Below are 22,779 nucleotides of genomic sequence, written 5' to 3' on the forward strand. Positions count from 1 at the left end.
GACTTTCTCAAAGCCCGCCGACCGGCTCAGCGGAACCGGCGCCATAGCAGCCAGCCGCCGAGCAGTCCGAGAACGATCACGCCGCCGGCGATCGGGACGGCCGGGAGCGAGGAGCCCACCGGGAGCGAGGAGCCGGCCGCCGGGGTCGGGGCGAGCTTCGACGCGTACCGCAGGATCTCGGGATCCTCGTTGTCGTCGCTCCACTCCGAGACCGTGAGCAGGTACGTCCCGTCCCGCGAGTAGGCGATCGACTCGCCCTGCGGCTCGTCCGGCAGCGCGGTGACCTGCGGCGTGCCGGTGGTCAGCGCCGCCAGCACGTCACCGTTGGCCACCGGGTACTCGAAGGCGTCGGCGTAGGTCCGGATCGCCACCTTGGCGCCGTCCGGCGAGTTCGTGCCGCCGGTCAGCACGAGCCGGCCGTCGGCACCGCGCGGGTTGCTCGTCGTCGTGACCGGAATCGACAACTCCCCCGCCGCCCGCAGGCGACCGTCGGCGAGCGCGCCGTCCACCGTGTAGACCCGCGCCCCGGCCTTGTCCTTGGTGACGATGATCGGTGTCCCGTCGCCGTTCAGCACCAGCGTCTCCGCGTCGTGCGCCCCGTCCGGGTACCGCATCGCGAACAGCTCCGGCTCCTCGGCGCCCGGTGCCAGCCGCCACAGCCCGACGGTCGCGCGGGCCGCGTCGTTGTCGCCGATGTCAGCCACCCACAGGGTGCCGTCCGGCGCCACCGCCAGGTCCTCGGTGTCGACCGGCTTCGACGGGTACGCCACCGTCCGCTCCACCGCGCAGTCGGCGTCCAGGAAGAAGATGTCCCGGCGCTTGTTCTTGGTCGTGCTGTCGTTGACCGTCACATAGCCGTCGGCGATCGTGACCAGCCCGGACATCTCCCGCAACCGGTCGTCGCCGACCCCGCAGACGGAGTCCGGCGACGCCAGTGCCGACAACAGGAGACCCGCCGCTATCGTCGTGATCATCGCGCAAGTGTTCCAGCCGTACACCGCGACATGCACGCCGGTCAGAACGGTCGTCGCGAACGCGTACCCGTGGAGGCCCGATGTCCTATCGCCTGAATGCGGCAGTAGGCCCGTTCGACCTGCTCCGGAGCGTCGTCCCGGACGAGGTCCGGCCGTCGGTCGTCCCGCTCCGGCAGCGGATGGGCTTCGTCCCGTTCCCCTCCTGGCTGGTGTCGCAGAGCCGCGGGGCGTACCCGGAAGAGGCGATGGCCGAGTGGTCGCACGCCGTGCTGATCGGTCAGGTCGAGGTGGACTTCTCCGGGGGCGACGGGGACCAGACCGCGTCGCTGTGGCGCGACGGACGGCGGATCTGGGGTCCGTCATACGCCCGGGACTTCACCGGTCCCCGGCACGAGTGGCCGGTCAACGCCGTGCTGGCCCGGCTCGGTGTCGTCGTGGAATCCGGCCATCTCGACCTGTTCGACGAGGTGGGGTTCGGCGACGAACGCGAGCACGAGGACTGGCGGCCGTACTCTCTGGAGGCCCGGCAGTACGCGACGTGGGACGACTGGAACACGGCGCGGGAGGCCGAACGGGCTGCCGAACGGGCTGCTGCCGAACGCGTGGCAGCCGAACGCGCCGTGTACAGCCGGCTGCCCGGCGTTCCGGTGCCCCTCACCGGGGCGGACGTCATGCGGATCCTCGGCATCCCGCCCGGGCGTGAGGTCGGCGCCGCGATCCGGTTCCTGCAGAACCTCCACGTCGCACAGGGTGACCTCTCCCCCGAGGACGCGGCCACCGCTCTGCGCTCCTGGCACCGCCGATAACGGCGTGCGGCCGGCGGACGGCCCGGCCATCATGGCGGTATGGACGAGGTGGAAGTCGTCGTCGCCCACCGGCAACGGGCCACGCTGCGCGTCGGCGACGTGTTCCTGAAGGTCGACGGCGATCCGGCGCACGCCGCCGTCGAGGTCCGCGCGATGGCCATGGCGCCGATCCCGACCCCGCCGGTCCTCTGGCACCAGCCACCCGTACTCGCCGTCGCCGCCGTCCCCGGCACCGCGCTCGGCGTCCTCGGCGAACCGTCCCCCGCCTCACCGGCGGCGTGGGCCGCCACGGGCGCCGCCGTCCGCACACTGCACGACGCGCCCCTGCCGCCCTGGCCGGGCACCCGGCTCGACGACGTGGCGGCGGAACTCGACACCGAATGCGCGTGGCTGCTCGCCAACGCCGTGCTGCCCACCGAGGTGATCCGGCACAACCGGGCGATCGCCGAGGCCGCGCTCCGGCCGTGGCAGCCGGTGTTCGTCCACGGCGACCTGCAGATCACCCACGTGTTCGTCGACGGCGACCAGGTCACCGGGGTCATCGACTGGTCCGAGGCGGCCCCCGGCGACGCCATGTTCGACCTCGCCATCCTCACCCTCGGCCACGAGGAACGCCTGGACGACCTGCTCGCCGGGTACGGCCCCGGCGCCGACCGGGAGGTGATCCGCGCCTGGTGGGCCCTGCGCAGCCTGACCGCGTCGCGCTGGCTGATCGAACACGGCTTCGACCCGGACGCGCCCGGCTGCGAATTCGACGTGCTCCGTCACAATATGTCACTCACATGACGTTTCCGCTGCTCCCGATGGCGATGGCCGCGAATCCGGGTACGAATGGACACTCAGGCAGCCGGAAGGAGTGCTCATGAACCACGACACCGACGGCCCGCGCCGCGTCGTCGCCACCGCGGCCGACTTCTCCACCGCCGCGCGGGCGTCCGCCCGGCTCACCGAGGGCGGCATCCCGCAGGACAGCGCCACCATCGTCGCCTGCGGCAGCCACGAGGCGCCCGCCGTCACCGCCCGCCGGCCGGCCGTGCGGGGCGGACTGCTCGGGCTGCTCGTCGGCATCCTGGTCGGGCACCTGCTGACCTCCTTCGAGCTGGTGGTGCCGAACCACGACGACGACACCCGGATCGCCCTGGCCGCCGCCGCCACCGGCACCGCCTCGGGTGCTGCGATCGGCCTGATCGGGTACGGCATGGCGCTGGGCCGCCGCCCCGCCGGTGTGCCGGGCCGGCTCCGCCCGGACCACTACGACCTGGTCGTCGACGCGACCGTGGCCGACCGCGCCACCCAGGTTTTGGCGGCCTCGTCCCGCTGACGTTTCGGGACCGTGCCATCCGCAGCTGGCCGTTCCCGAACTACCCGAAAGGGACGATGCCATCCTCGGGGACCGGACGACACCCGTCACGAGGTGACGCGTTGGGGATGGCATGCAACGTCGTGTCACGACCACCGTGGCGGGAGCCGTGCTCGTGCTCTGCGCGGTACCGGCCGCCGCCGTCCTGTTCCTGGCTCCCGAGCCGTACTGGTCGTCCGTACTCTGGCTCGGTGTTCTGGGCCTGATCGGCGGCGGCCTGACGGTGGCGCTGTTCCCCGGCTTGCGACGGCCCACGGCGGCGGCGGTCACGGTGTGCGCCGCGCACCTGGCCGGACACGGCACGGTGGGCATCCGCGACGTGTTCAACGCCGCCGGCGCGGACGCCATCACCCCGACCCAGACCGAGATGGCGGACTGGGTGGCGCAGTCGGCCATCCTCGCTCTGGTCGGCACCGTCGCCACGTGTGTGGCCCTCGCCCTGCTCTGGCGGGAACCGCGGCGGGGGTGGCAAGCCTGGCGCCCTCTCCGCGCCCGGTTGCTGGTCGGCGGCCTGGCCGTCATGGCAGTGTCGATCGGCCTCGGCGCTCTGGAGGCGCTCACCATGGCGGGCGAGCTTCTCCTGAAGTTCGGGCTGCCGTTCGGCGGTGGGCTGGTCATGGCCGCCTGGCTCGGCAAACGGGCCCGGCGCGCGGCCACCACCGCGGTGGGCGTGTCGTTCCTGGTAGCCGCGGCCTCCGTCGGCGGCTACGTCGTCCGGCAGCTGCTCGAGACGTGACCCCTCATGCGGCGCAGCCAGTCGGCGATCAGGGCCGAGCACAGGCCGCCCTGTTCGGAGACGAGGTTGTGACCGGCGGCGTCCAGGGTCGCGAACGACGCCCGCGGATAGTGCTCGACGCGGCGCCACGCGTCGGCGTAACCGACCACGTCGTCCTGCCGGCCGGTGACGTGCAGGGCCGGCTGCGTGAAAGGCTCGGGGTGGGCGTCCTCGGGTTCCCGGTCCAGGGTGTAGTCGTGCGCGATCCGTGCCAGCGCCTCCTGGTCGGCGCCGTCGATGCCCGGCAGCAGGTACTTCAGGAACGTCTCCGCGTCGTCCGTGGACTCCACCACGGCGTCCTCCCGGTAGAGGCCGATGGACGCACCGAGCAGCGGTTCGATCTCCGGATCGGTTCGCAGCACCGTCCGGGGTGGCAGGGTCCGTTCGCTGCGCCGGGCGACGAAGACGCCGACCAGGGTGGCGAGCCCGAGGACCTGCGGGCGGAGCTCGTGCGCGACGTGGCGGGCGATCATCGCGCCGAACGAGCAGCCCAGCACGGCGAACGGCTCGTCGCCGAGACGCGCGCGGATCTCGTCCACGACCGCGTCGGCGACCTGCTGCGAGCTGGTCACATCCCCTGCCGGGGTTCCGGTCGCGCCGGGCAGGTCGAGGTAGACGCGCCGCCACCCCGAACCCGTGAACGTCGGCTCCAGCGGCAGCAGGCTGCGATGGTCCAGGCCGAATCCGTGCAGCAGCACCAGCGGCGTACCCGAACCTGTTTCATAAGCGAACACGGTGCCAGCGTAGGCGTACTCGATGCCGACCTTATTTCCGGCCATTGCCCGAAATATCAGACCGAATCATTAAAATCTCGTTCGGGTGTACGCGCTGAACACGCCCCATCCCCGTCCGGTAGGGTCTGGCGGGTCACGAGTGCCAGCGTCAAGCCCCGGCTTGCTGGCCGGCAACCCCTGTCGTGGGTGGGTGCTCCGGGTGATGACCAGGTCCGGCAGCCCCGCCGGACAAGCGACGACCCTGGAGTTCGCGTGATCCTGCCCGGCCCTGCCCTCGACGGCGCCCTCGTCCGCCTCGAACCGCTCGCCCACCGGCACGCCCCCGACCTGCGGGCCGCCGTCGCCGAGAACCGCGACTCCTACGGGTGGACCTGGGTGCCCACCCCCGCCCAGGTGTACGCCTACATCGACGAACAACTCGGACGCGCCGCGACCGGGCGGCTCGCCCCGTACGCGCAGATCTCCGCGGCGACCGGCCGGGCCGTCGGTGCCACCGCCTACTGGGATCCGCGCTACCAGCCGGACACCGGCGACCTGGTCGCCGTCGAGGTCGGCTTCACCTGGCTGTCCGCCTCCGCGCAGGGCACCGGCATCAACGCCGAGGCCAAACTGCTGCTGTTCACGAACGCCTTCGAACAGTGGAACGTGCAACGCGTCGACCTGAAGACGGACGCCCGTAACGCCCGGGCCCGGGCCGCCCTGGCCGCGACCGGCGCCACCTTCGAGGGCGTCCTGCGGCGCTGGTCCCGCTCGTGGGCGCCGGGCGAGGAGGGCCTGCTCCGCGACTCCGCGATGTTCTCGATCATCGCGGCGGAGTGGCCGACCTGCCGCGCCCATCTGCGTCACCGTCTGGCAGCCCACCTCGTGTCGTGTTGACCCGGCAGGTGGGCGGCCGGAGGACACACCCGGTGCTGGTGCCCGCACGCCCGGCGGTGCTGCCCGCACGCACGGTGCTGCCCGCACACCCGGCCGAGCCACTGTCCCCCGGTGGCGCCACGATCGGTGTCGACCGGCCCGGCGGCGGCCCGTCACCGCATCCGGCGGCCATCCTGGAAGCTGTGGAACCCGACCGGCAACTCCCGTCCCCGCGCCGCAGCCACGGTACGCGTCGGCGTCTCGTACCATCATGGACTGCTCTTGATCTGCCTCGAGATCTTCGGTGAACCGCTACCGGCATGCGACCGCCGACGACCTCCCGGCCGTGGCCGCACTGCTGGCCGAGGTGGAACGCTTCTACGGCGCCGACGAACTCCCACCCCGCGACGAGTGGGAACGCCAGATCGCCTCCCTGCTGTTCAGCGACGGACCCGCCGCCCGGGTGCTGCTGGCCGCCGACGGTGACGGCGTGGTCCGCGGCTTCGCCAGTTACAGCTTCCTGTGGCCGGCCGCCGGCATCACCAAGTCGCTGTTCCTGAAGGAGTTGTACGTCCGCGAGCCGTTCCGCAGACACGGCGTCGGCACCGCCCTGATGGCCCGGCTGGGCGCCATAGCGGTCGGCACCGGCTGCAGCCGCATGGAATGGTCGACCGACGCCGACAACGTCGAGGCGCGCCGCTTCTATCGCCGCCTGGGCGACCTGCACATGCCGTCGAAGCTGATGTACCGCGCCGAGGGCGACGACCTGCTGCGCCTGGCCCAACCGCCTCAGGCAAGGCCGGCCGGGTAGGGCGGTCGGGTAGGGCGGTCGGGTAGGGGCGGCCGGTCACGAAACCGTTCATCACCAGGGTCCCCGGTCAGCGGTAATGCACGCGATACCGCAGGTGTGTGACGCCGTCACCTTCGACGACCTCGACGCGTTCGAGTTCGGCGCCGTCGTTGTCGATGTTCGCGAAGTAAGGGATCCCCTCGCCGAGGAACACCGGCACCAGGTCGATGCGGATCTCGTCCAACAGCCCGGCGTTGAGGCACTGCTGGGCGACCGCGGGGCCGGACACGCTGACGTTGCCGTCTCCGGCAGCCTTGGCCTGGTTGATCGCGCTCTCGACACCGTCGGGGACGAAAGTGAACGGTGCGAGCCGCTCAGCCGGCCAGTCCGCGGGAGGTTCGCGGTGGGTCACCACGAACGCGCGGCCGTTGCCGGGCGGGTTGCCACCCCACCCGCCCGTGTGGTCGAAGACCCGGCGGCCGCACACGAAGGCACTGATCCGGGCCAGGTCGATCTGGGCGCGCAGGTAGTCCGCGCTGGCCGCGGAGACCCGGAAAGTGATCGGGTAGCCGGCCATCGGCACCTCGACATCACCACGGGAATACCAGTCGAACAGGGGGCCCACACTGTTGTCCGGACGAGCCACAAAGCCGTCCAGCGACATGCAGAAGCTGGCGATAACCGTCATTCCACAATCTTTCGTCACGAGTTCGAAAAGCCGGACACCGAACCGCGACTTCACGTCGTGCCGCCATCGGCCTCCGGATTTCAGACCCCCGACGGCGTCAGAACTCATCGCTCGGCGGCGAACCGATCCGGGTCTCCTCACCCTGGCACACTCCGCACGTCGGCCAAGACCGCGGTAGTGCGGAGGCCGTCATCGGCGGCGGACCAGACGACCCGAACGTGAACAGCGCCAGGTCGAAGACGCCCGGAATGCCCGGCCGTCGGCCACGGCCCGTCGATGAGCCGAAGACGACCATGACCGACGGCCGGCAACCCCCGGGCCGTCGCCGGCGGCTGCGTTTCGCCCTGCGGGCAGCCGTGGTCGACGGCTCGCCCGACTCAGCCGTCAGCCGTGGTCCATTCGTGAGCCGAAAACGACCGCAAACGACGGCTGGCGATTCCGAGCCGTCATCGGTGGTCGGCCGAGCGTGGCGGGCAGTGCCATGGGCGACGGCCCGCCACGCTCAGCTCCGCCCGGCAGCCATAGGGCGACGACTGACCGCCTTGCGGGGTAGCTCGCAGGCCGGCTCGTCACCCACGACACGGTGTTGATCAATCGCGACTCACCTACCCGGCGGCGAGCAGCCGGCGTCGGCCCGCCAGCGGGACGGGACGGCGCCGGGACGGGGCGACGCCGGGACGGGACGGCACCGGGACGGGACGGGACGGCACCGGGACGGGGCGACGCCGCGAAAACCGGGTGCGGTCAGCCCCTCGCCGGAGCCATGACGCTGTCCTGGACGCCGTTGCGGACGATCAACCACGATGCCATCAGCGCCGCTCCGGCAACCATCGGCAGGTACGGGACCACTGTCGTATTGATCAGGCTGTACGGCACCACCGCGATGAACTCCCACACGCTGGCCAGCAGCACCACGATGCCGGCCGGCCAATGCCAGCCACGCCGCGCCACCAGCAACGGCATCGCGACCACGGCCGCCATGTGAAGCAGATATCCCGCCTGGTAATAGCCGTAGGGAACCACGTCCCACCAGTCGTCGCCGTACTCCCGGTAGCGTTCGATCGCATCGAGGCGATACTGCATGAAGTACGGGTCGCCGAAGTCCATCGGCCACCACGGCAGCAGCAACAGGCCGGCCCAGACCACGGCGGCCGCGAGCCAGGCCACTCGGCGCGCACGTCGCGCCCCGTCCGACAGGTACATCCGGCCCCTCCCGTTCGTTGACTCTTCAAGTTGTACCGGGGCGAACCGACGGGAAGGTGTCCGCCAGACGTGAAGAAGGTGACCGCATTTGTTCGGCGTGCCGGCCCGAACAAATGATTGACCTGCACGGACGTCGATCAGTTGTTCGGCGTTGTAGGCGGCTCTTCCTCTCCCCCGGCCACGGTTGGCAACCTGCATTCGAGGGTGGCGGGACAACGGGGAGAGCGAGGCGCCTGGCGTCATCGCTGGTCCCGGCGCCCGCGGCTGTGGCGGCACACACTGTGCCGCCACAGCCGCCGAAATCATCGTGGGCCGTACAGCCAGAGGACCGAGTTCTCGGGGCCGCCGAACTCGCCCGGTTCGAAGTCCGGCGGCGGGATGTAGATCAGGGGGCTGTTCATCGCGTACGCGTCAGGGGTGGTTGACCGGGATGTTCGCAGCACCAGGTGGGCCTCGCCGTGGTGGTCCACCGGCACGGTCGTGGTGGCGCGATAGTTCAGGCTGCTCGTCGCGTACAGATGCAGGTCGGCTGAGGTTTCCGCGGGGAACCCGCCGAGGTAGACGTCGACCGTGTCACCCGCGTAGGCCACACGGGGGTTGATCCACAGACGGGGAGCGGTGGCTCGGACGACCGTGAAAGTCGCGGAGGCGGAGCGGGAGCCCTGGGTGATGCGGACCCGGTGCCGGCCGGTCGGGTTTCCGGGCAGGATCGGCCAGCGCACGGCCATCAGGGTGTCCCAGTCGGTGCGTGCCGTGCGGGACGGCCCGGGACCGGTGACTGTCACCGTGAGGTCGCGCCGGTGGTCGAACCCTTCCACGCAGAAGCCGGCAAAGCTGGGAATTTCCACCACCTCTGCGGTACGCACGGCGGGGACGGTCGTGGTGTTCTCCTCGCAGTCGGGGCCGCCGCCCAGGAAGAAGTTGACCTGGTCGGCCACGCCGTCGGGGGCCGCACCGTCACGGGTCAGCAGCTCGTCGAGGGAGGCATCGTCCGGGGCGGGCGGAACAGGGTCCGGCGAGGAAGGCGACCGTGACGAGGAAGGCGACCGTGACGAGGAGGGCAACCGTGACGAGGAGGGCCGGACCGGCGGGCGACCGGCCCTGGAAGAGCTGCTGGGGACAACTGGCGTGAATCGGGCCGACGGCGATTCGACAACGGGCGACGGAACCAAAAACGGGACAGAAGAGGAGCTGAATGTGCCCGGCGTGACCCGGGGAAGGGCGACCGCAACCGGCTTCCCTCGCGGCAACCACACCACGGCGACAGCGACCAGGACGGCCGCGGCCACCGCTGACACCACCACGACCACCCGGTACCGGCGCACGACTCAACCCCCTGCCACCCGGATGCGCGCGTCCACATCCTGGAGTTCCGCGGCGGCGCCCATCCCCGCGTACACCGCACGCAGGTTCCGCAGGAAGATCAGCTCGCGCTGCCGGATCGTCGGCCGGTCCACGCCCATCCGGTCCAGCATCGTGATCGCCTCCCGGTAGGCCCGGGCCGCCACCACCGGCTCCCCGGTCAGGTGGGCGGTCAGCGCCTGTCCGGCCCGTGCCTCCGCGGCCAGCCGTAACGCCTGGCGTCCGGCCTCCGCGGTGAGGCCCGCGGCCTGCTGCACCCCCTGCACGGCGGTGAACTCGACGTCCGCCTCCGTCCAGTGGGCCCGGTCGCCGGCGATGGCCAGGCACTGGTGGGTCAGCCCGAGTCCGAGGCGGGCCTTCATCTCCAGCAGGGCGTCACCGGCGACCGGCAGGGCCGCCCGGTAGTGCCCGATCGCCTCCCGCAGGTCGTCGCCGCGAGGGTCGTCGCCGGCGCATCCGGCGCCGGCCCGCAGCGCCTCGGCGAGACCGACGGCGGCACGGACGTAGTCCGGCCGGCGTTGCAGGGCACGCCGAAACGCGGTTGCCGCCTCGGCGAACCGGCTGTCGCGCCCGACGGCGTTGCCGAGCATCAACTGCACCACCTCGGACGGGGCGGTGACCCGGGTCAGGTCGCGGTCGGCGCTGCGGAACTCCCGCTCGGCGCCGGGATAGTCGTCCAGGGCGTACCGTCCGAGCCCGCGGACGAAGGCCACCACGGCCTTGACGTAGCTCAGCGCGTCGTCGGCGAGGTTCCGGCTCACCTCGATGTTGCCGCGCACCACGTCCGCCGGCTCGTCGAGGCGGAACTCGTGGCGACCGACGAACTCCGGTGTCTCGCTGAAGACCCGGTCGGTGAGCACCAGGGTGATGGACAGCGTCGCCCGGTCGCCGGCGGTGTGCAGCCGGCCGGTCACCGCGACGTCGGCGTGATGGTCCGCGGCGAGCCGGCCCAGGTCGCCCGGTCTGACGCCGGCCGGGCCCCGGGTCTCGATGGCGGTGTCGCCGGCCGCCCAGGCCCGCAGGTTGCGGACGAACGCGAGCTGCACCGCCGGCGCCGACCCGAACGGCGCCACCAGGATGTTGTAGAGGCCCGTCATCGGGGCGGGCAGTGCCGGCGTCACGCCCGCGGCAGCCGTCATCGCGGTCAGGACGACCGTGACGAGGAGAGCCGCCGTCCGGCGTGGCCAGGGCGCCCGGGCCGGCACGACAGCGGGCGCCCGCGGCGGATCGGCGGTCCCGGCGCGTTCCCGGGTTGTCGCCTCCTCCCACGCTTGACGCCACCGGGGCAGGAGAAGATCAATCTCGGCGTCCCGGCCCGCGTGGCGCAGACACCCGGTCACGTATCCCCGGGTGGTCTCCCACGACGGCAGCCGGCGGCCGCTCGCCGCTTCGGAGAGGGGGCCGGTCCCACAGTGCGCGAGCGGGCTGAGCACCCGGTACGGCGGCTGGCCGCACTCCCGCCGCAGGTCCCGCAGGCTGGTCGCGAACACGAGCCGATGGGCCGGCTGACTGTCGTCCATCAGCCCTTCACGACGGCCTCGCCGTGCTGAGCCGGAGCCGTCGGTCATGTGCATCCCCCCGCCGGACAGACCGTGACGCATCGACCGGATTCTACGTTCTTCTACCGGCCGGTTCTGTCGTCCGCCTGTCACTGGAGGGAGGGGCGGCCCGCTCGATCCGCAGGCACGTCTCGGCGTCATCGCGGTCGGCACCGGCTGCAGCCGCACGGCGACGACGTCGGGGCGCGCCGCTTCTCCATTCAGCTTCCGGCTTCGTCCGATCCGGCTTCATCCGATCCTGCTTCGTCGACCGGATGAAGAACGGGGTTGATTTTCGCCAGTGCCTCCCGTAGCTGATCGGCTCCATGTTCAAGATGCCTGCCATGATCACGAACCAGCGTCTCGGTGATACGGAGCGCAGCATCTCTTTCCCTGGCGAAAATGCCGAACACGTCGTAGACCGCGGTATGGATCCACGACATGTGATTGAAGTCCGCCCCGGCAAGCGCTGATGCCACTGCCGCAAGGCCGACGGCGTCGTGTCGCCGTAGCAGGGCCTCAGCGGTCACACGGGTGACGAAGGTGTTGTCGGCGTCGAGCAACAACGCCTGCAGGGGATCCCACGCCTCCGGCCTTTCAGCGAAACCGGCAAGGGCACGGCCCGCATCGGCCCTGTCCTGGTAGTCCGCGCTTTGCGCCAGTCTCCTCAAAGCGCTGACGACGTCGCCTCTCGCCGCGTTGCTCACGACACCCAGCTTTCCACGGTCGCCCAGGCCGCAGTCCCGGCCGCTGGATCACGTGCACGCTCCACCGGCGGCGGAACAGCCGCCATGGACCGGGAACACCCTGGGCGCACCGGGGCAGGCAGGGCTCAGTGCACGGCCCACTCGTAATGGGTGGACGTGGTGATCTCGTGGAAGCCGCACCGCCGCAGGATCGGCGCGCTGTCCGGCGACGCGTCCACGTGCAGCAGCGGGAATCCGCGGTCGGCGGCCTCGCGGGCCCGGGCCGCGAGCAGCGCGCGGTAGAGGCCACGCCCCCGCCACCGCGGCACGGTCGTGCCGCCGAGCAGGGCGACGAACTCGGTGCCCGGCTCGTACACCGACCAGGCCGTACAGACCAGGTGACCGTCGACCTCCGCGACCAGGACGGTCACCTGGCCGGGTGCGGACGCGATCCGGGCGCTCAGATCCGCCGCGACCCACGAGCAGTCGAATCCCCACACCCGGGTCTGGTGGTCGGCGACGCGGCGCAGGTCGTCGTCGCCGGTGACGCGCCGCAGCGTCACCCCGTCGGGCAGCACCGGCACGGTGGCCACCTCGTCGGCGTACCCGAGGAGCACAGCCGACGGCCCGGCCGCGACGGCACCGGCCGCGGTCAGCCGTCCGGGCAGGTCGGCGGGCAGGTCATGGGAGCGCAGTTTCCACTCGACGCCTTCGCCGCGGTCGCGGAAGTAGTCGCGTTGGCGGATGATGAGGCGGTCCAGGGCGGCGCCGGTGACGCCGACGTCGCGTGGCGCCCGGATCCGCCCCACCGGCCCGCCGACGATGCGCAGCAGCGGACCGTCCCGCTCGTAGACCAGCCCCGGCGGTGCCGCGCCCGACGGCATCCGCATCCGCGCGTCGTAGGCGGCCAGCAGGCCGGCGGTGTCGACCGTGGACATCCGGGTCACCGGTGCCAGAAGGCGGCCGGCAGGGCTTCCAGGTCGGCGGCGGAGCGTTCCAGGTTGTCGGCGACCGGCAGCAGCGCGATGGCGGCCGGATCACCCGCGTCGGCCATGCTGCGCATCACCGCGGCCTGCCGCCGGGCCCGCCGGATCAGCACGGCGCTGAGGGCCGGCCGGTCACCGGAGTATCCGTACGCGTCGAGCAGCAGGTGCAGCCGCCGGGACCGGTCGCCGGGCTCGTGGAAGCCGAGGACCGCGGCCGCCGGTGGGGTGTAGAGCGGCACCCACGACAGGGCGGTGAACGCCAGGTCGAACTCACGGGTGGACGGGCCCGCCGTGTCCCAGTCGAAGAAGCCGACCAGCCGGCCGTCGTCCACCACCGCGTTGTAGGGCGCCGCGTCCTGGTGGCCGACGATCATGCCGGGTTTCCACGCCGCCCCGGCGAACCATTGTTCCCGCGCCGGTGGCCGGAACTGCGCGGTCACGTCGTGCAGCCGGCGCAGCCACTGCCCGACCTGCACCAGCATGTCGTCGGTGAAGGCCCAGCCGGGCCACGGCAGCCGGTCGCCGATCACCTCGCCGGGCAGGTAGCTCAGCATCTCCCGGCCCTGCCGGTCGAACCCGAGTGGTCGTGGCGCACCCTCGAAACCGGCGTCCTCCAGGTGCCGCAGCAGCGCGTGCACGGTGGGCGTCCACGGTGAGGCCTCCTTGTGGACGACGTCCCCGATCCGCACAGCTCCGACAGTGTTGCCGCCCGGTAGCGTCTCTTCGCTCACCCCGCCTTCATACCGCCGTCGGGGCGGCGGACACACCTCATTCGAGAGTCCGCATGACGACACCGTGCCGGGGTGCGAACAGGTACGCCGTCAGGAACACCGCGGTCAGGACCAGCACGATCGTGCCGCCGACCGGCAGGTCCCAGGACCACGAGAGATAGAGCCCGACCAGGGCGGATCCGGCGCCGATCGCCGGGGCGAGCAGCATCATGGCCGGTAGCCGGTCGGTGAGCAGCCGGGCCGTGGAGGCCGGTGTCACCAGCAGCGCGAGCACCAGGATGTTGCCGATCGTCTGCACCGCCATCACCACCGCAAGGGTGACCAGCACGTACAGCACCAGGTCGAGCTGGAACACCCGCAGCCCGAGCGCGCGGGCCGTCTCCCGGTCCAGGCTGACGGCGACGAACTCCTTGTGCAGGAGCACGATCACGAGCAGCAGCGCGAGTCCGGTGCCGCCGACCACGTACAGGTCCCGGTCCGGGATGCCGGTGATCGAGCCGAACAGGAACTGTTGCAGGGATCCGGCGTACCCGGGCGCCCGGGAGATCACCACGATGCCCAGCGCGAACGCCGCCACGAAGAACACCCCGATGACGGAGTCCTCCTTGAGCCGCCGGTTCTGCGAGAAGACCGCCACCAGTAGCGCCGTGACGACGCCGGCGATCGTGCCGCCGACCACCAGGCTGCCGGAGAGCAGGAATGCGACGGCCAGGCCGGGGAAGACCGCGTGGGCGACCGCGTCGCCGATGAACGCCATGCCGCGCAGCACCACGTAGCAGCCCACCGCCCCGCACATGATCGCTGCCATGACCGCGACGGCCAGGGCTTTGGGCAGGAACGCCAGGTCCGGGTTGACCAGGTCGGCGAGGAAGTCGACGGGTGTCATGTCAGGCCTCCACGGCGGTGAGGCCGAGCGTCTTGAGCAGGTGGCTGTCCGCGCCGACCTGGAACGTCCGCATCCAGATGCCGGGGTCTTTCAGGTCCGCGAACGGCCCTTCGCCCACGACGGTGCGATTCATCAGGATCAAACGATCGCAGGTGTACGCCGCGGCGCTCAGATCGTGGGTGGCCATGAGGACCGATCGTTCCCGGGCCAGGGCGGTGAACAGCCCGGTGAGCAGTTCCTGGGACGGCATGTCGAGTCCGGTGAACGGCTCGTCGAGGAGCAGCACCGCGGGGTCCACCACCAGGGCCCGCGCGACCAGGACCCGTTGACGCTGTCCGCCGGACAATTCACCGACCGGACGTTTCCGCAGGTCACCGAGGCGTACCCGGTCCAGCGCGTCCCACACGGCCGTCCAGTGCCGCACGCCGGGGCGCCGGAACAGGCCGATCCGGCGGACCAGTCCACTCATCACGGCGTCCTGCACCGACGCCGGGAAGTCCCAGGCGAACTCGTGCCGTTGCGGGACGTATCCCGCGCCGCCGCCGGACAGCGTCACCGATCCGGCGGTGAGCGGGACGAGGCCGAGCGCGGCCCGCAGCAGGGTGGTCTTGCCGGCGCCGTTCGGCCCGACGAGCCCGGTGAACGCGCCGCGCCGTACCGACACGGTGGCGTCCTCGAGGGCGGTCCGGCCGCCGAGCCGCACGGTCACCCCGGTCAGGGTCAGCACGTCCGGGTTCATGACCGGTCCCGTTCGGCACGCCGCCGGGCGGCCGCGCCGCGGGCGACGAGCAGGACGATGAGGGCGAGCACCGCGACGGCCGCGGCACCGGCGACGACGAGAGAACCGGTGGTCGCTTCCGTGGTGGCCGGAGCCGCCGCCGGTGTCGCTCCCGGCGACAGATCGCCGGAGTAGGACAGGGCGCGTACCGCGGCCGGATCGGTGGTGTCGCCGATCGCGAACCGCAGGATCGTGCTCGCCGCGACGGTGCCGCCGTCCGCCAGGTCCGCGGTGACGTCCACGGCGACCAGGTAGGCGCCGGGCTTGCTGAACACCCAGTTGGCGTGGGTGTGCGTGTTCGTCTCGGCCCAGATGCTCTGTGCCTGCGGCTTGGCCGAGGCCCACAGGACCTGCGGCGCGCCGAGGTTGCCCGACTGCAGGTAGACGGTGAGGCTGCCCGGTCCCTGCACACATCGCAGGGTCATCGTCACGCCCCGGTCGATCGCGGACATCACCCCGGGGTCCTGGGTGTTCCAGCCGATCCACACGACGTCGTCCTGCTGGGTCTGCGGGACCACGTAGACCTCGCTGCCCGGTGCCTCGCCCAGAAACGCGTACGCGTCGTCGGCCGGGATCTGCTGGCGTGCGGTGTCGCGTACCCGGAAGATCGCCTCCTCGGGATGGCGCCAGACCGCCGGGGAATGCGCGTCGTCGTGGATCTGCACCGACCATGCGCCGTCGCGATAGCGTGGCCCGATGTCGGCATGCCCGGCTTCCAGGACCGCCGGGCCGGTCGCCACGGACTGGCTCGGGTCGAGACTCTGGGACAGCCCGTCGCCCGGGTCGGCCGAGGCCGGCGAGCCGATGAGCAGGACGGCCGCGAGGACGGCGAGGATTCGTGTCATGAGAGGCATGTCCTGAGGGAGTCGGCGTTGAAGCGCATCATCGCGACGTAGGTGTGGACGGTGGCGTCGAAGGCGTCGCCGTAGATGTCGCAGACCGCGACGCCCTGTTCCGCCGCGACCTCGACGAGCGTCGACGAGCGGGCGCGCAGGTTGGGTTCCAGGAAGACCGCTTTGATCTTCAGGTTCCGCAGCGTTCCGGTGAGTTTGCGGCGGTCGGCGAGGCTGGGTTCGACCGCCGGGTTCGGGGTGACGAAACCGGCGACCGGAATGCCGTAGGCGTGTGCCAGATAGCCGAAGGCGTCGTGGGTGGTCACCAGGTGGCGGTTCGCGACCGGAATGGCGGCGATGCTGTCGGTGAGATAGGTGTCGAGCGCGCTGAGTTCCCGCAGATAGCGGTCGGCGTTGGCGCGGTATTCGGCGGCGCCGGGCGGGTCCACGCCGATCAGCGTGTCGCGGATCAGTTCGGTGTAGGCCTGGGCGTTGCCGACGTCCTGCCACAGATGCGGGTCGATCTCACCGTGCACGTGCCGGCCGAGAACGGCCTGCGGCAATTGGTGGATCTGCTGCCCGGGACGGCCGAGGAACCGGAATCCGGGACCGGCGGGAATCTCCTGCAACGCTTTGGCCGGGACCTCGATGACGGTACGACCGGCGTCGTACCGTTGTTGCGTGTGGTCCCCGCCGCCTTCCGGATCGGCGTAGAGGTAGAGCTCGCCGGAGTCGATGTCGACGGTCAGGTCGGCGTGTCCCCGGCCGAGCACGGTCGCACCGGGCACCGAATGCGGATCCACCCCGACGGCGAAGGTGAACGTCTGTTCGCCGAGCGGGACGGGGGCGGTGTCGTCGGTGACGGCCAGTTCCGCGCGCAGCGTCAGCCGGTAGACGCCGGGCTCGGAGAACGCCCAGCTCATGTGGGTGTGCGCGTCGGGCGGCAGGATCGCGGTGCCGCCGTTCGCGTCGAAGGTGACGTCGGGCTGCCCGAACGACTGGGTCAGGTACGCGGTGAGCGTGCCCGGCCCGTCGACGGCGGTGGCCGTCAGCCGCACTTCGGACAGCCGGGTCACGCCGCGGGCGGCGCCGGTGCCGCGGGCGCGCAGGCCGAGCCAGATGGTGTCGAGGGAGGTGTCCTCGACCAGCGGGATGATCTCCGCGGCGTACTTGGTGGCGCCCTCGGCGAGGGAGATGTTCGGGACGCCGTCGCGCAGGTTCGCGTCCAGCGCCTTGATCACGGCTTGCGGTTCGAGCAGCAGGTAGTTGCTGAACGCCAGGTCGGCGTAGACGGTGTTGCGTACGTCGCGCAACGACGGCTCGTAGGCGTGCGGGTCGGCGTTGTCCGGGATCAGCGCGTCGGCCAGGACCCGGTCGCCGCCGACGTTGCGGACCAGGTCGGCGAGGATGCCGGTCGTCGTGATCACCTGGATCCGGTCGTCGTCGCCGGTGAAGGCGGGCGGGGCGGCGCAGGCGCTGAGCAGGACCGCCAGGACGGCCGCCGCACAGACCCGGGCCGGGCGGTGCCACATGGGAGTTCCGTTCTCTACGCTGGGGTGGTGGGTCCGCCTCAATTAGGGTGAGGCGGACCCACGCTTCGTCAGTTCAGGACGGTGAAGGTGTACGCGGTGGGGCCGCTCGTGACGGTGGCCCCGGTCGTGGCCAGCTGGGCGGTGACCTCGAACGTGACGGTGTAGGTGCCCGCCGCGCTGAAGGCCCAGTTGGCGTGGGCGTGACTGTTGCGGGCCACGGTGAGCGTGTCGGGCAGCCCGTCACCGGAGTCGAACGACTTTGACGGGGTGCCGAACGATCCGGTGGTGTAGGTGCTGAACCGTCCCGGCCCGGTGACGCCGGTGAGCCGCACGTTGACCGAGTCGGACTGGACCGCACCGGACGGGACGCCCAGGGTGTTCCAGCCGGCGTAGAGCAGTCCGGCCTGCTGGGTCTGCGGCAGCACCCACACGGTGTCGCCGGCGGTGCCGAGGAACGACCAGGCCGTACCGCTGGGGACGGTGACCTTGGCGGTGGCCGGGACCTGGAGGATCACGTCGGAGGCGGGCCGGTCGACGTCGGTGGCGCCGGTGCCGTCCAGGACGTCCAGGGTCAGGGCGCTGTTCGCGTAGTCGATGTCGAGGATGTCGACGTGACCGGCGCTGAGCGTGACCGTGGCGGCGTTCGCGGGTGCCGGGATCAGTCCGACGACCGTGATCGCGGTGAGGGCGGCGAGTGCCCGCCTCACTTCTGGACCTTGAAGGTGTACGTGGCCGGCTCGGACGTGACCGTCTCGCCGCTGCCGGCGAGGGTGGCCGAGGCGCTGACGGTCAGCTTGTACGTGCCGGGACGCTCGAACGCCCAGTTGACGTGCTCGTGCGAGCCTGCGCCGAGGGCGACCGTGTCCGGCAGGCCGTCACCGCTGTCGACCAGCACGTTCGGGGTGCCGACCGCGTCCGAGGTGAAGACGGCCACGTCGCCGGGGCCCCGCACGTTCTGGACGTCGATGCTGACCTGGTCACCGGCGAAGACGCCGGCCTCCAACTCCTCGGTGGACAGGCCGGCCCAGAGCAGGTCCGGGTTCTGGATCTCCGGGAGGATCCAGACGCTGTCACCGGGGTCGCCGAGGAACGCGTAGTTCGCGTCGTCCGGGACGGCGGTCTGGGCGGCTTTCTTGACGAGCAGCACCACCTCGGACGGGGCGAACTCGGCGTCGGACTCCTCGTCGTGGACGGCCAGTTCGAGCTGGCCGTCCTCGTACTCGACGTCGACGGCGTCGACGTGGCCGGAACTGAGCACCGTCGGCGGCACGGCGGGGTGGGCCTGCGCGGGACCGGCGACCCCGGCCAGGGAGGCGGCGAGGAAACCGCTGCCGGCCAGCAGTCGGAGGGAATTACGCACGGACGGACTCCTTCGATGTTGCGGTCGTCCCCATCGGACGAACCGCGTTAACGATAATGGTTTTCATCTTCACTGGGAAGGCTTGCGGCGACGCGTCATGAAGATCGTCACTGCACCCAGCGCAACGGAGGCGAGACCACCGGCGGCGACCAGGGCGACGTTCGCGCCGGTCTTCGCGAGGGCACCGCCCTGGCCGGGCTGCGCCGTGGCCGTGGAACCGGGCTGCGCCGTGGCCCCGGGACCGGGCTGCGCATCGTCATCGACCGCGGTGCCGTCGCCGACCGCGATCGTGAGCGTGCGGGTGTCGGACACGGCCCTGCCCGCCTTGGTGGTGCCGCTCATCCGGACCGCCAGCCGGTAGGTGCCGGCCCTCGTGAACGCCCAGTTGCCGTGCGCGTGCGTGTTCAGCGGGATCGCCAGCCTCTGCGGCAGCGCCCTCGCCGAGTCGAACAACACATCCGGAGTACCGAACGAGCTGGTCAGGAACAGCTTGAACGCCCCGGGGCCGGTGACGCCCTCCAGCGTCCAGGTCACCGCACCGCTGACGCCTGCGATCACCGAGCTGTCCTGGGTGTTCCAACCGGGCCAGACGATCCCGTCCTGCTGCGTCTGCGGGAGCAACCAGACCGGGTCGCCGGTCGCGCCGAGGAACGCGTACCCGTCACCGGCCGGGATTTTGATCTTCGCCTTGTCGGTGACCTTGAGGGTGACGTCGGCGAGTTCCCGCCAGGTGGCCGGCGTGGTCGCGTCGTCCTTCAGCCGGACCCGCCAGGTGCTGCCGTCGAGCTGCGGTCCCATGTCGACGTGACCGTCACTGATCACTGTCTTACCGGTCGCCGTCGTGCTGGTCGCCGCCTTACCGATCGCAGCCTTACCGGTCGCCGCCTTACTGGTCGCCGCTTTATTGGTCGTCGCGCCCTGGCCTGTCGTCGCGGCCTGGGCCCGGCCCACCGCGGTCCCGGCCGATGCGGGGGCCACCACCAGGGGCGGGACCTCCACGGTGTACGTCTGCGTGACCTGCTCCCCGCCCGCGGCGGCCGCGAAGGTCAGCTCGTGGGTTCCGGCGGTGTCGAACGTCCAGGCCACTCCCCCGAGCCGTCGCCCGGCCGGAATCGTGACGCTCGTCCGGCCGTCGCTGTCGAGCAGAACCGTGGGACGGCCCCACTCCGACAGCGTGTAGATCGCGACCTTCCCCGGGCCGTCGGCCTTCACCAGCCGCAGCGTGACGTCACCCCCGCTGACGCCGGTGGTGTCGATGGCCGGGAACCGTGGCCCACCGGCCGCCAGCGACCACACCGGTCTTCCGGGCTCGCCGAGGAAGGCGAACGCCGGATCGTCGGGCAGTGCCGCCGACAGCCCGCCCTCGGGGCCGAGCACGATGCCGCCGGGATCGACGCCCGCACCGGCCGCGCGATCCTCACCTCCACCGGCTGCGCGATCCTCCCGGAACCGCAGGGACAGATCGTCGCCCTTCTTCGTGACGACGATCAGGTCGGCGCCCTCGGCACTGGGCCGGTCCGGCCTGTTCGGGGCGGCGAACGCGACATCGGGCATCGCAACCGTCGCGGTGACGGCGATCGCCGCGGCGAACGCGGAACGTCTCATCGGTCTCCCTCTCTACTGACATCGGCGGCCTCACTGACATCGGCGGACGGCACACCGCCGCGCTCCTCCCCGGCAGCACCGCCGACGGACGACTCCCGGCCACGTTTCTCGGCCGCGGCGATGGCTGCGGCATAGCGGCGACGGTTACGGCGGCGACGCCGGACCACCGCGACGACCAGCAGCACGAGCAGGCCGGCCAGGACCATTTGCGGCCACGGGACCAGCCAGATCGCGGTCACCTGCTCGACGCCGTGCGGCTCGACGCCGGCCGTGACGGCGACGCGCATCAGGGGCAGCACGTGGTGGGCGGTCACCGAGGCGCGCAGTCCGCTGCCGGGCAGCAACTCCGGCAGCGCCTCGCCCGTGGACCGTCCGCCACCGACGGTCAGGGTCGGCTGTGCGGTCAGGCGCTGGTTGCCGGTGTTGGCGACGGTGAACGCGGCGGTCACCGTCGGCAGGCGCAACGGGTTCCACGGGACGTCCGCGCGCACCCGCAGGTCGCGGACGGTCAGCTCGGGGCGCAGGTCGCCGGTCACGCGAAAATGGACCCGGGTGCCGACCCGGTGGTCGACGGCCACCCCGTCCGCGGTGGTGGTGGTGACCAGCGAGGCGACCACACCGCCGGAATGGTCGCCGGGTGTGGCGTTCGACGGGACGACGATGGCGATCGGGACGACCGTCCGGGACCCGGCCTTCAGGGTGATCGCGTCCCGGGCGGGCGTCACCCAGGATCCGGCGTCGACCGGTGCACTGCCGGCCGGCAGCAGGTCGTAACCACCGCCGGCCGTGGTGTAGGCGTCACTGGCGTACAGCCGTACCGTCAAGGGCTTCTCGGAATGGTTGGTCACGGTGACGTGGTCGGTCAGGTGGGCGCCCGGGTCGACGGTGTACTCCAGGGCCGTCCGGCCGTCCGGGCCCTGTGCGCCCGACGGCGCCACGGACCAGGTGAGAGTGGGATTCACGGGAGCTGCCGGAACGGTCAGGGTGGCGGCGAGCAGCAGCGCGAGCGTACGCACAAGAGGTCTCTTCGATCGGGAGGAGCGTGGCGGAGGCGAACCCCCGCCACGCACTCAGATGGCCGTGAGGGTCAGCGTCGCCCGGTAGGTGCCGGGCGACGTGTCCGTGGGGACGCTGAGCCGGAGTCCGGCGTCGAGTTCGGCGGTGCCGCGTCCCTTGCCGGCCGGAGCCGAACCGAGGACGCCGCCGGTGCCGAGTCCGGTCGCCGCCGGGCCGGCCACCACACCCTGGCCGGCGGCCTGGGTGGTGACCTGCGGAGTCCAGCCGAGGTGGTCGCCGCCGAACGTGGCACCGTCCGGGCCGGTGAAACCGCCGTCGATCCGGCCGGACACGCTCCACCCGGGCTGCGCCGCCCTGGTGTCGGTGACCGATACCGGCCGGAGAGCGCCGTTGCTCTCCCACCGGTCACCGGTGGTGTTGAGGGTCGCGGCCGGGAGGGTGGCCTCCCGGTCCTCGGGGTCGACGCTGAGCACGAGCGCGCCCGCACCGGCGTCGATCTCCGCGGTGATGCTCTTGGAGACGCCGTTGGGCTCTTGTCCCCCGCCGTCGCCCCCGCTGTCGCTGTCGCCGTCGCCGTCGCCGTCGCCGCTGCCGTCGTCCTCCCCGACCAGGAATCGGTAGTTCACCGGGCCGGTCGACAGCACCGTCCCGTTGGCGAGGACCGCGTCGGCCTGGAACTTCAGCGTGTAGCGGCCGGTCGCGCCGAACACCCAGCTGGCGTGCGCGTGGGTGTGCACGGCCACGTCGAGGGAGTCCGGCAGCCCGTCGGCGCTGGCGAACCGGACCGCCGGGACACCGAGCGAACTGGTGTCGAAGAGCGTCACCGCACCCGGGCCGTCGACGCCGACCAGGCTGATGGTGACCTTGTCGTTCTTGAAGACGCCGGAGTCGAGCGTGGTGGTGTTCCAGCCGGGCCAGAGCAGTGCCGGGTCCTGGACCTGCGGGAGCATCCAGATCGGCGTACCCGCGGCGCCCAGGAACCTGAAGGCGTCGAGGTCGGGCACCTCGGTCCTGGCGGCCGGCAGCACCTGGAACGTGACGTCCGCGGGGTCCCGCTCGACGGCCGGGCTGACCGTGTCGTCCTTGATCTTCAGCGCCAGCCTGCCGTTCGCGTAGTGCACGTCGACGGCGTCGGTGTGCCCCTGGGACAGCACCACGGCCTCGGCGGCCCGCGCCGGCGTACCCACCAGAGCAGCGCCGACCAGCACGGCCGCCATCACCGCTCCCCGTAAGGCTCTCATCACACCCCTCTTTCTTATCGCTAGTGAAACTCGTTTTCA

General features: G+C 71.5%; 24 protein-coding genes and 1 riboswitch. Of the genes, 6 read left to right on the forward strand and 18 right to left on the reverse strand.

The features are described 5' to 3' along the window. Nucleotides 1–26: 26 nt before the first annotated feature. Nucleotides 27–974 carry a hypothetical protein gene (locus WH85_RS27325; protein WP_052720838.1) on the reverse strand — a complete coding sequence of 316 codons (948 nt, stop codon included), beginning with the start codon at nucleotides 972–974 and terminating at the stop codon, nucleotides 27–29. A gap of 80 nt (nucleotides 975–1,054) precedes the next feature. Here WH85_RS27325 and WH85_RS27330 point away from each other — a divergent pair, with 80 nt between their 5' ends. The 4 genes from WH85_RS27330 to WH85_RS27345 all read left to right on the forward strand — a co-directional run bounded on the left by WH85_RS27330 (nucleotide 1,055) and on the right by WH85_RS27345 (nucleotide 3,876). Further along, complete coding sequence (locus tag WH85_RS27330; protein WP_045744884.1) at nucleotides 1,055–1,780, forward strand: hypothetical protein; 726 nt, start codon at nucleotides 1,055–1,057, stop codon at nucleotides 1,778–1,780. A 39-nt stretch (nucleotides 1,781–1,819) separates the two neighbouring features. Next, nucleotides 1,820–2,566, forward strand: a complete 747-nt coding sequence (locus tag WH85_RS27335) for a phosphotransferase family protein (protein WP_045744885.1) — start codon at nucleotides 1,820–1,822, stop codon at nucleotides 2,564–2,566. A gap of 76 nt (nucleotides 2,567–2,642) precedes the next feature. Continuing rightward, entirely contained in the window at nucleotides 2,643–3,101 is a 459-nt protein-coding gene (locus tag WH85_RS27340) for a hypothetical protein (protein WP_045744886.1), read from the forward strand. Nucleotides 3,102–3,213: 112 nt separating this feature from the next. Continuing rightward, nucleotides 3,214–3,876 carry a hypothetical protein gene (locus WH85_RS27345; protein ID WP_045744887.1) on the forward strand — a complete coding sequence of 221 codons (663 nt, stop codon included), beginning with the start codon at nucleotides 3,214–3,216 and terminating at the stop codon, nucleotides 3,874–3,876. Here the strand turns inward: WH85_RS27345 and WH85_RS27350 are convergent. Then, on the reverse strand, nucleotides 3,846–4,649 hold the full coding sequence (locus tag WH85_RS27350; RefSeq protein ID WP_157411235.1) for an alpha/beta fold hydrolase: 804 nt from the start codon (nucleotides 4,647–4,649) through the stop codon (nucleotides 3,846–3,848). The genes WH85_RS27345 and WH85_RS27350 overlap by 31 nt on opposite strands. Before the next feature lie 131 nt (nucleotides 4,650–4,780). After that, a riboswitch (SAM riboswitch) is annotated at nucleotides 4,781–4,890 on the forward strand. An 11-nt stretch (nucleotides 4,891–4,901) separates the two neighbouring features. On the opposite strand from WH85_RS27350, the gene WH85_RS27355 reads away from it, so the two are divergent. Continuing rightward, a complete protein-coding gene (locus tag WH85_RS27355; RefSeq protein WP_045744889.1) occupies nucleotides 4,902–5,525 on the forward strand; it encodes a GNAT family N-acetyltransferase in 624 nt (207 codons plus the stop codon). Nucleotides 5,526–5,808: 283 nt separating this feature from the next. Then, entirely contained in the window at nucleotides 5,809–6,315 is a 507-nt protein-coding gene (locus WH85_RS27360) for a GNAT family N-acetyltransferase (RefSeq protein WP_045744890.1), read from the forward strand. A 67-nt stretch (nucleotides 6,316–6,382) separates the two neighbouring features. Here the strand turns inward: WH85_RS27360 and WH85_RS27365 are convergent, their stop codons facing one another. From WH85_RS27365 to WH85_RS27440, 16 genes are all read right to left on the reverse strand, one after another. Beyond that, a complete protein-coding gene (locus WH85_RS27365; RefSeq protein WP_245674117.1) occupies nucleotides 6,383–7,036 on the reverse strand; it encodes a dihydrofolate reductase family protein in 654 nt (217 codons plus the stop codon). A gap of 690 nt (nucleotides 7,037–7,726) precedes the next feature. Then, nucleotides 7,727–8,185: a hypothetical protein gene (locus WH85_RS27370; protein WP_157411236.1), complete on the reverse strand. Its 459-nt coding sequence runs from the start codon at nucleotides 8,183–8,185 to the stop codon at nucleotides 7,727–7,729. A 302-nt stretch (nucleotides 8,186–8,487) separates the two neighbouring features. Continuing rightward, nucleotides 8,488–9,123, reverse strand: a complete 636-nt coding sequence (locus WH85_RS27375) for a hypothetical protein (protein WP_045744893.1) — start codon at nucleotides 9,121–9,123, stop codon at nucleotides 8,488–8,490. Between the two features lie 390 nt (nucleotides 9,124–9,513). After that, a complete protein-coding gene (locus tag WH85_RS27380; protein ID WP_045744894.1) occupies nucleotides 9,514–11,067 on the reverse strand; it encodes a tetratricopeptide repeat protein in 1,554 nt (517 codons plus the stop codon). 239 nt (nucleotides 11,068–11,306) lie between these two features. Continuing rightward, entirely contained in the window at nucleotides 11,307–11,792 is a 486-nt protein-coding gene (locus tag WH85_RS27385) for a hypothetical protein (RefSeq protein WP_052720839.1), read from the reverse strand. 125 nt (nucleotides 11,793–11,917) lie between these two features. Continuing rightward, nucleotides 11,918–12,709, reverse strand: coding sequence for a GNAT family N-acetyltransferase (locus WH85_RS27390; protein WP_045744895.1), 792 nt, complete (start codon nucleotides 12,707–12,709; stop codon nucleotides 11,918–11,920). Between the two features lie 5 nt (nucleotides 12,710–12,714). Further along, nucleotides 12,715–13,446: a phosphotransferase gene (locus tag WH85_RS27395; RefSeq protein ID WP_245674118.1), complete on the reverse strand. Its 732-nt coding sequence runs from the start codon at nucleotides 13,444–13,446 to the stop codon at nucleotides 12,715–12,717. Nucleotides 13,447–13,525: 79 nt separating this feature from the next. Then, nucleotides 13,526–14,374 carry an anchored repeat-type ABC transporter permease subunit gene (locus WH85_RS27400; RefSeq protein ID WP_045744897.1) on the reverse strand — a complete coding sequence of 283 codons (849 nt, stop codon included), beginning with the start codon at nucleotides 14,372–14,374 and terminating at the stop codon, nucleotides 13,526–13,528. 1 nt (nucleotide 14,375) lies between these two features. Next, the gene (locus tag WH85_RS27405; RefSeq protein WP_045744898.1) at nucleotides 14,376–15,113 is read right to left on the reverse strand and encodes an anchored repeat-type ABC transporter ATP-binding subunit; all 738 of its coding nucleotides are present in this window, start codon (nucleotides 15,111–15,113) and stop codon (nucleotides 14,376–14,378) included. After that, entirely contained in the window at nucleotides 15,110–15,997 is an 888-nt protein-coding gene (locus tag WH85_RS27410; RefSeq protein ID WP_425394667.1) for a choice-of-anchor M domain-containing protein, read from the reverse strand. Before WH85_RS27410 ends, WH85_RS27405 begins: the two co-directional genes overlap by 4 nt. Continuing rightward, on the reverse strand, nucleotides 15,994–17,517 hold the full coding sequence (locus tag WH85_RS27415) for an anchored repeat ABC transporter, substrate-binding protein (protein WP_045744900.1): 1,524 nt from the start codon (nucleotides 17,515–17,517) through the stop codon (nucleotides 15,994–15,996). Before WH85_RS27415 ends, WH85_RS27410 begins: the two co-directional genes overlap by 4 nt. Nucleotides 17,518–17,585: 68 nt before the next feature. After that, the gene (locus WH85_RS27420; protein WP_045744901.1) at nucleotides 17,586–18,224 is read right to left on the reverse strand and encodes a choice-of-anchor M domain-containing protein; all 639 of its coding nucleotides are present in this window, start codon (nucleotides 18,222–18,224) and stop codon (nucleotides 17,586–17,588) included. Then, nucleotides 18,221–18,877 carry a choice-of-anchor M domain-containing protein gene (locus WH85_RS27425; protein ID WP_045744902.1) on the reverse strand — a complete coding sequence of 219 codons (657 nt, stop codon included), beginning with the start codon at nucleotides 18,875–18,877 and terminating at the stop codon, nucleotides 18,221–18,223. The genes WH85_RS27420 and WH85_RS27425 overlap by 4 nt, the downstream gene beginning before the upstream one ends. Nucleotides 18,878–18,946: 69 nt before the next feature. After that, on the reverse strand, nucleotides 18,947–20,482 hold the full coding sequence (locus WH85_RS27430; protein WP_052720840.1) for a TIGR03773 family transporter-associated surface protein: 1,536 nt from the start codon (nucleotides 20,480–20,482) through the stop codon (nucleotides 18,947–18,949). Next, entirely contained in the window at nucleotides 20,479–21,498 is a 1,020-nt protein-coding gene (locus WH85_RS27435; RefSeq protein ID WP_063775551.1) for a WxL protein peptidoglycan domain-containing protein, read from the reverse strand. The genes WH85_RS27430 and WH85_RS27435 overlap by 4 nt, the downstream gene beginning before the upstream one ends. A 54-nt stretch (nucleotides 21,499–21,552) precedes the next feature. After that, a complete protein-coding gene (locus WH85_RS27440; protein ID WP_157411238.1) occupies nucleotides 21,553–22,740 on the reverse strand; it encodes a choice-of-anchor M domain-containing protein in 1,188 nt (395 codons plus the stop codon). Between the last annotated feature and the right edge of the window lie 39 nt (nucleotides 22,741–22,779).

The sequence above is a fragment of the Actinoplanes rectilineatus genome (assembly GCF_000962825.1).
Lineage (GTDB): Bacteria > Actinomycetota > Actinomycetes > Mycobacteriales > Micromonosporaceae > Actinoplanes > Actinoplanes rectilineatus.

Coding starts and splice junctions, on each gene's coding strand:
- WH85_RS27325 (WP_052720838.1), bottom strand. CDS start 974: ATGATCACGACGATAGCGGCGGGTCTCCTGTTGTCGGCACTGGCGTCG.
- WH85_RS27330 (WP_045744884.1), top strand. CDS start 1,055: ATGTCCTATCGCCTGAATGCGGCAGTAGGCCCGTTCGACCTGCTCCGG.
- WH85_RS27335 (WP_045744885.1), top strand. CDS start 1,820: ATGGACGAGGTGGAAGTCGTCGTCGCCCACCGGCAACGGGCCACGCTG.
- WH85_RS27340 (WP_045744886.1), top strand. CDS start 2,643: ATGAACCACGACACCGACGGCCCGCGCCGCGTCGTCGCCACCGCGGCC.
- WH85_RS27345 (WP_045744887.1), top strand. CDS start 3,214: ATGCAACGTCGTGTCACGACCACCGTGGCGGGAGCCGTGCTCGTGCTC.
- WH85_RS27370 (WP_157411236.1), bottom strand. CDS start 8,185: ATGTACCTGTCGGACGGGGCGCGACGTGCGCGCCGAGTGGCCTGGCTC.
- WH85_RS27380 (WP_045744894.1), bottom strand. CDS start 11,067: ATGGACGACAGTCAGCCGGCCCATCGGCTCGTGTTCGCGACCAGCCTG.
- WH85_RS27390 (WP_045744895.1), bottom strand. CDS start 12,709: ATGTCCACGGTCGACACCGCCGGCCTGCTGGCCGCCTACGACGCGCGG.
- WH85_RS27400 (WP_045744897.1), bottom strand. CDS start 14,374: ATGACACCCGTCGACTTCCTCGCCGACCTGGTCAACCCGGACCTGGCG.
- WH85_RS27405 (WP_045744898.1), bottom strand. CDS start 15,113: ATGAACCCGGACGTGCTGACCCTGACCGGGGTGACCGTGCGGCTCGGC.
- WH85_RS27410 (WP_425394667.1), bottom strand. CDS start 15,997: ATGACACGAATCCTCGCCGTCCTCGCGGCCGTCCTGCTCATCGGCTCG.
- WH85_RS27415 (WP_045744900.1), bottom strand. CDS start 17,517: ATGTGGCACCGCCCGGCCCGGGTCTGTGCGGCGGCCGTCCTGGCGGTC.
- WH85_RS27430 (WP_052720840.1), bottom strand. CDS start 20,482: ATGAGACGTTCCGCGTTCGCCGCGGCGATCGCCGTCACCGCGACGGTT.
- WH85_RS27440 (WP_157411238.1), bottom strand. CDS start 22,740: ATGAGAGCCTTACGGGGAGCGGTGATGGCGGCCGTGCTGGTCGGCGCT.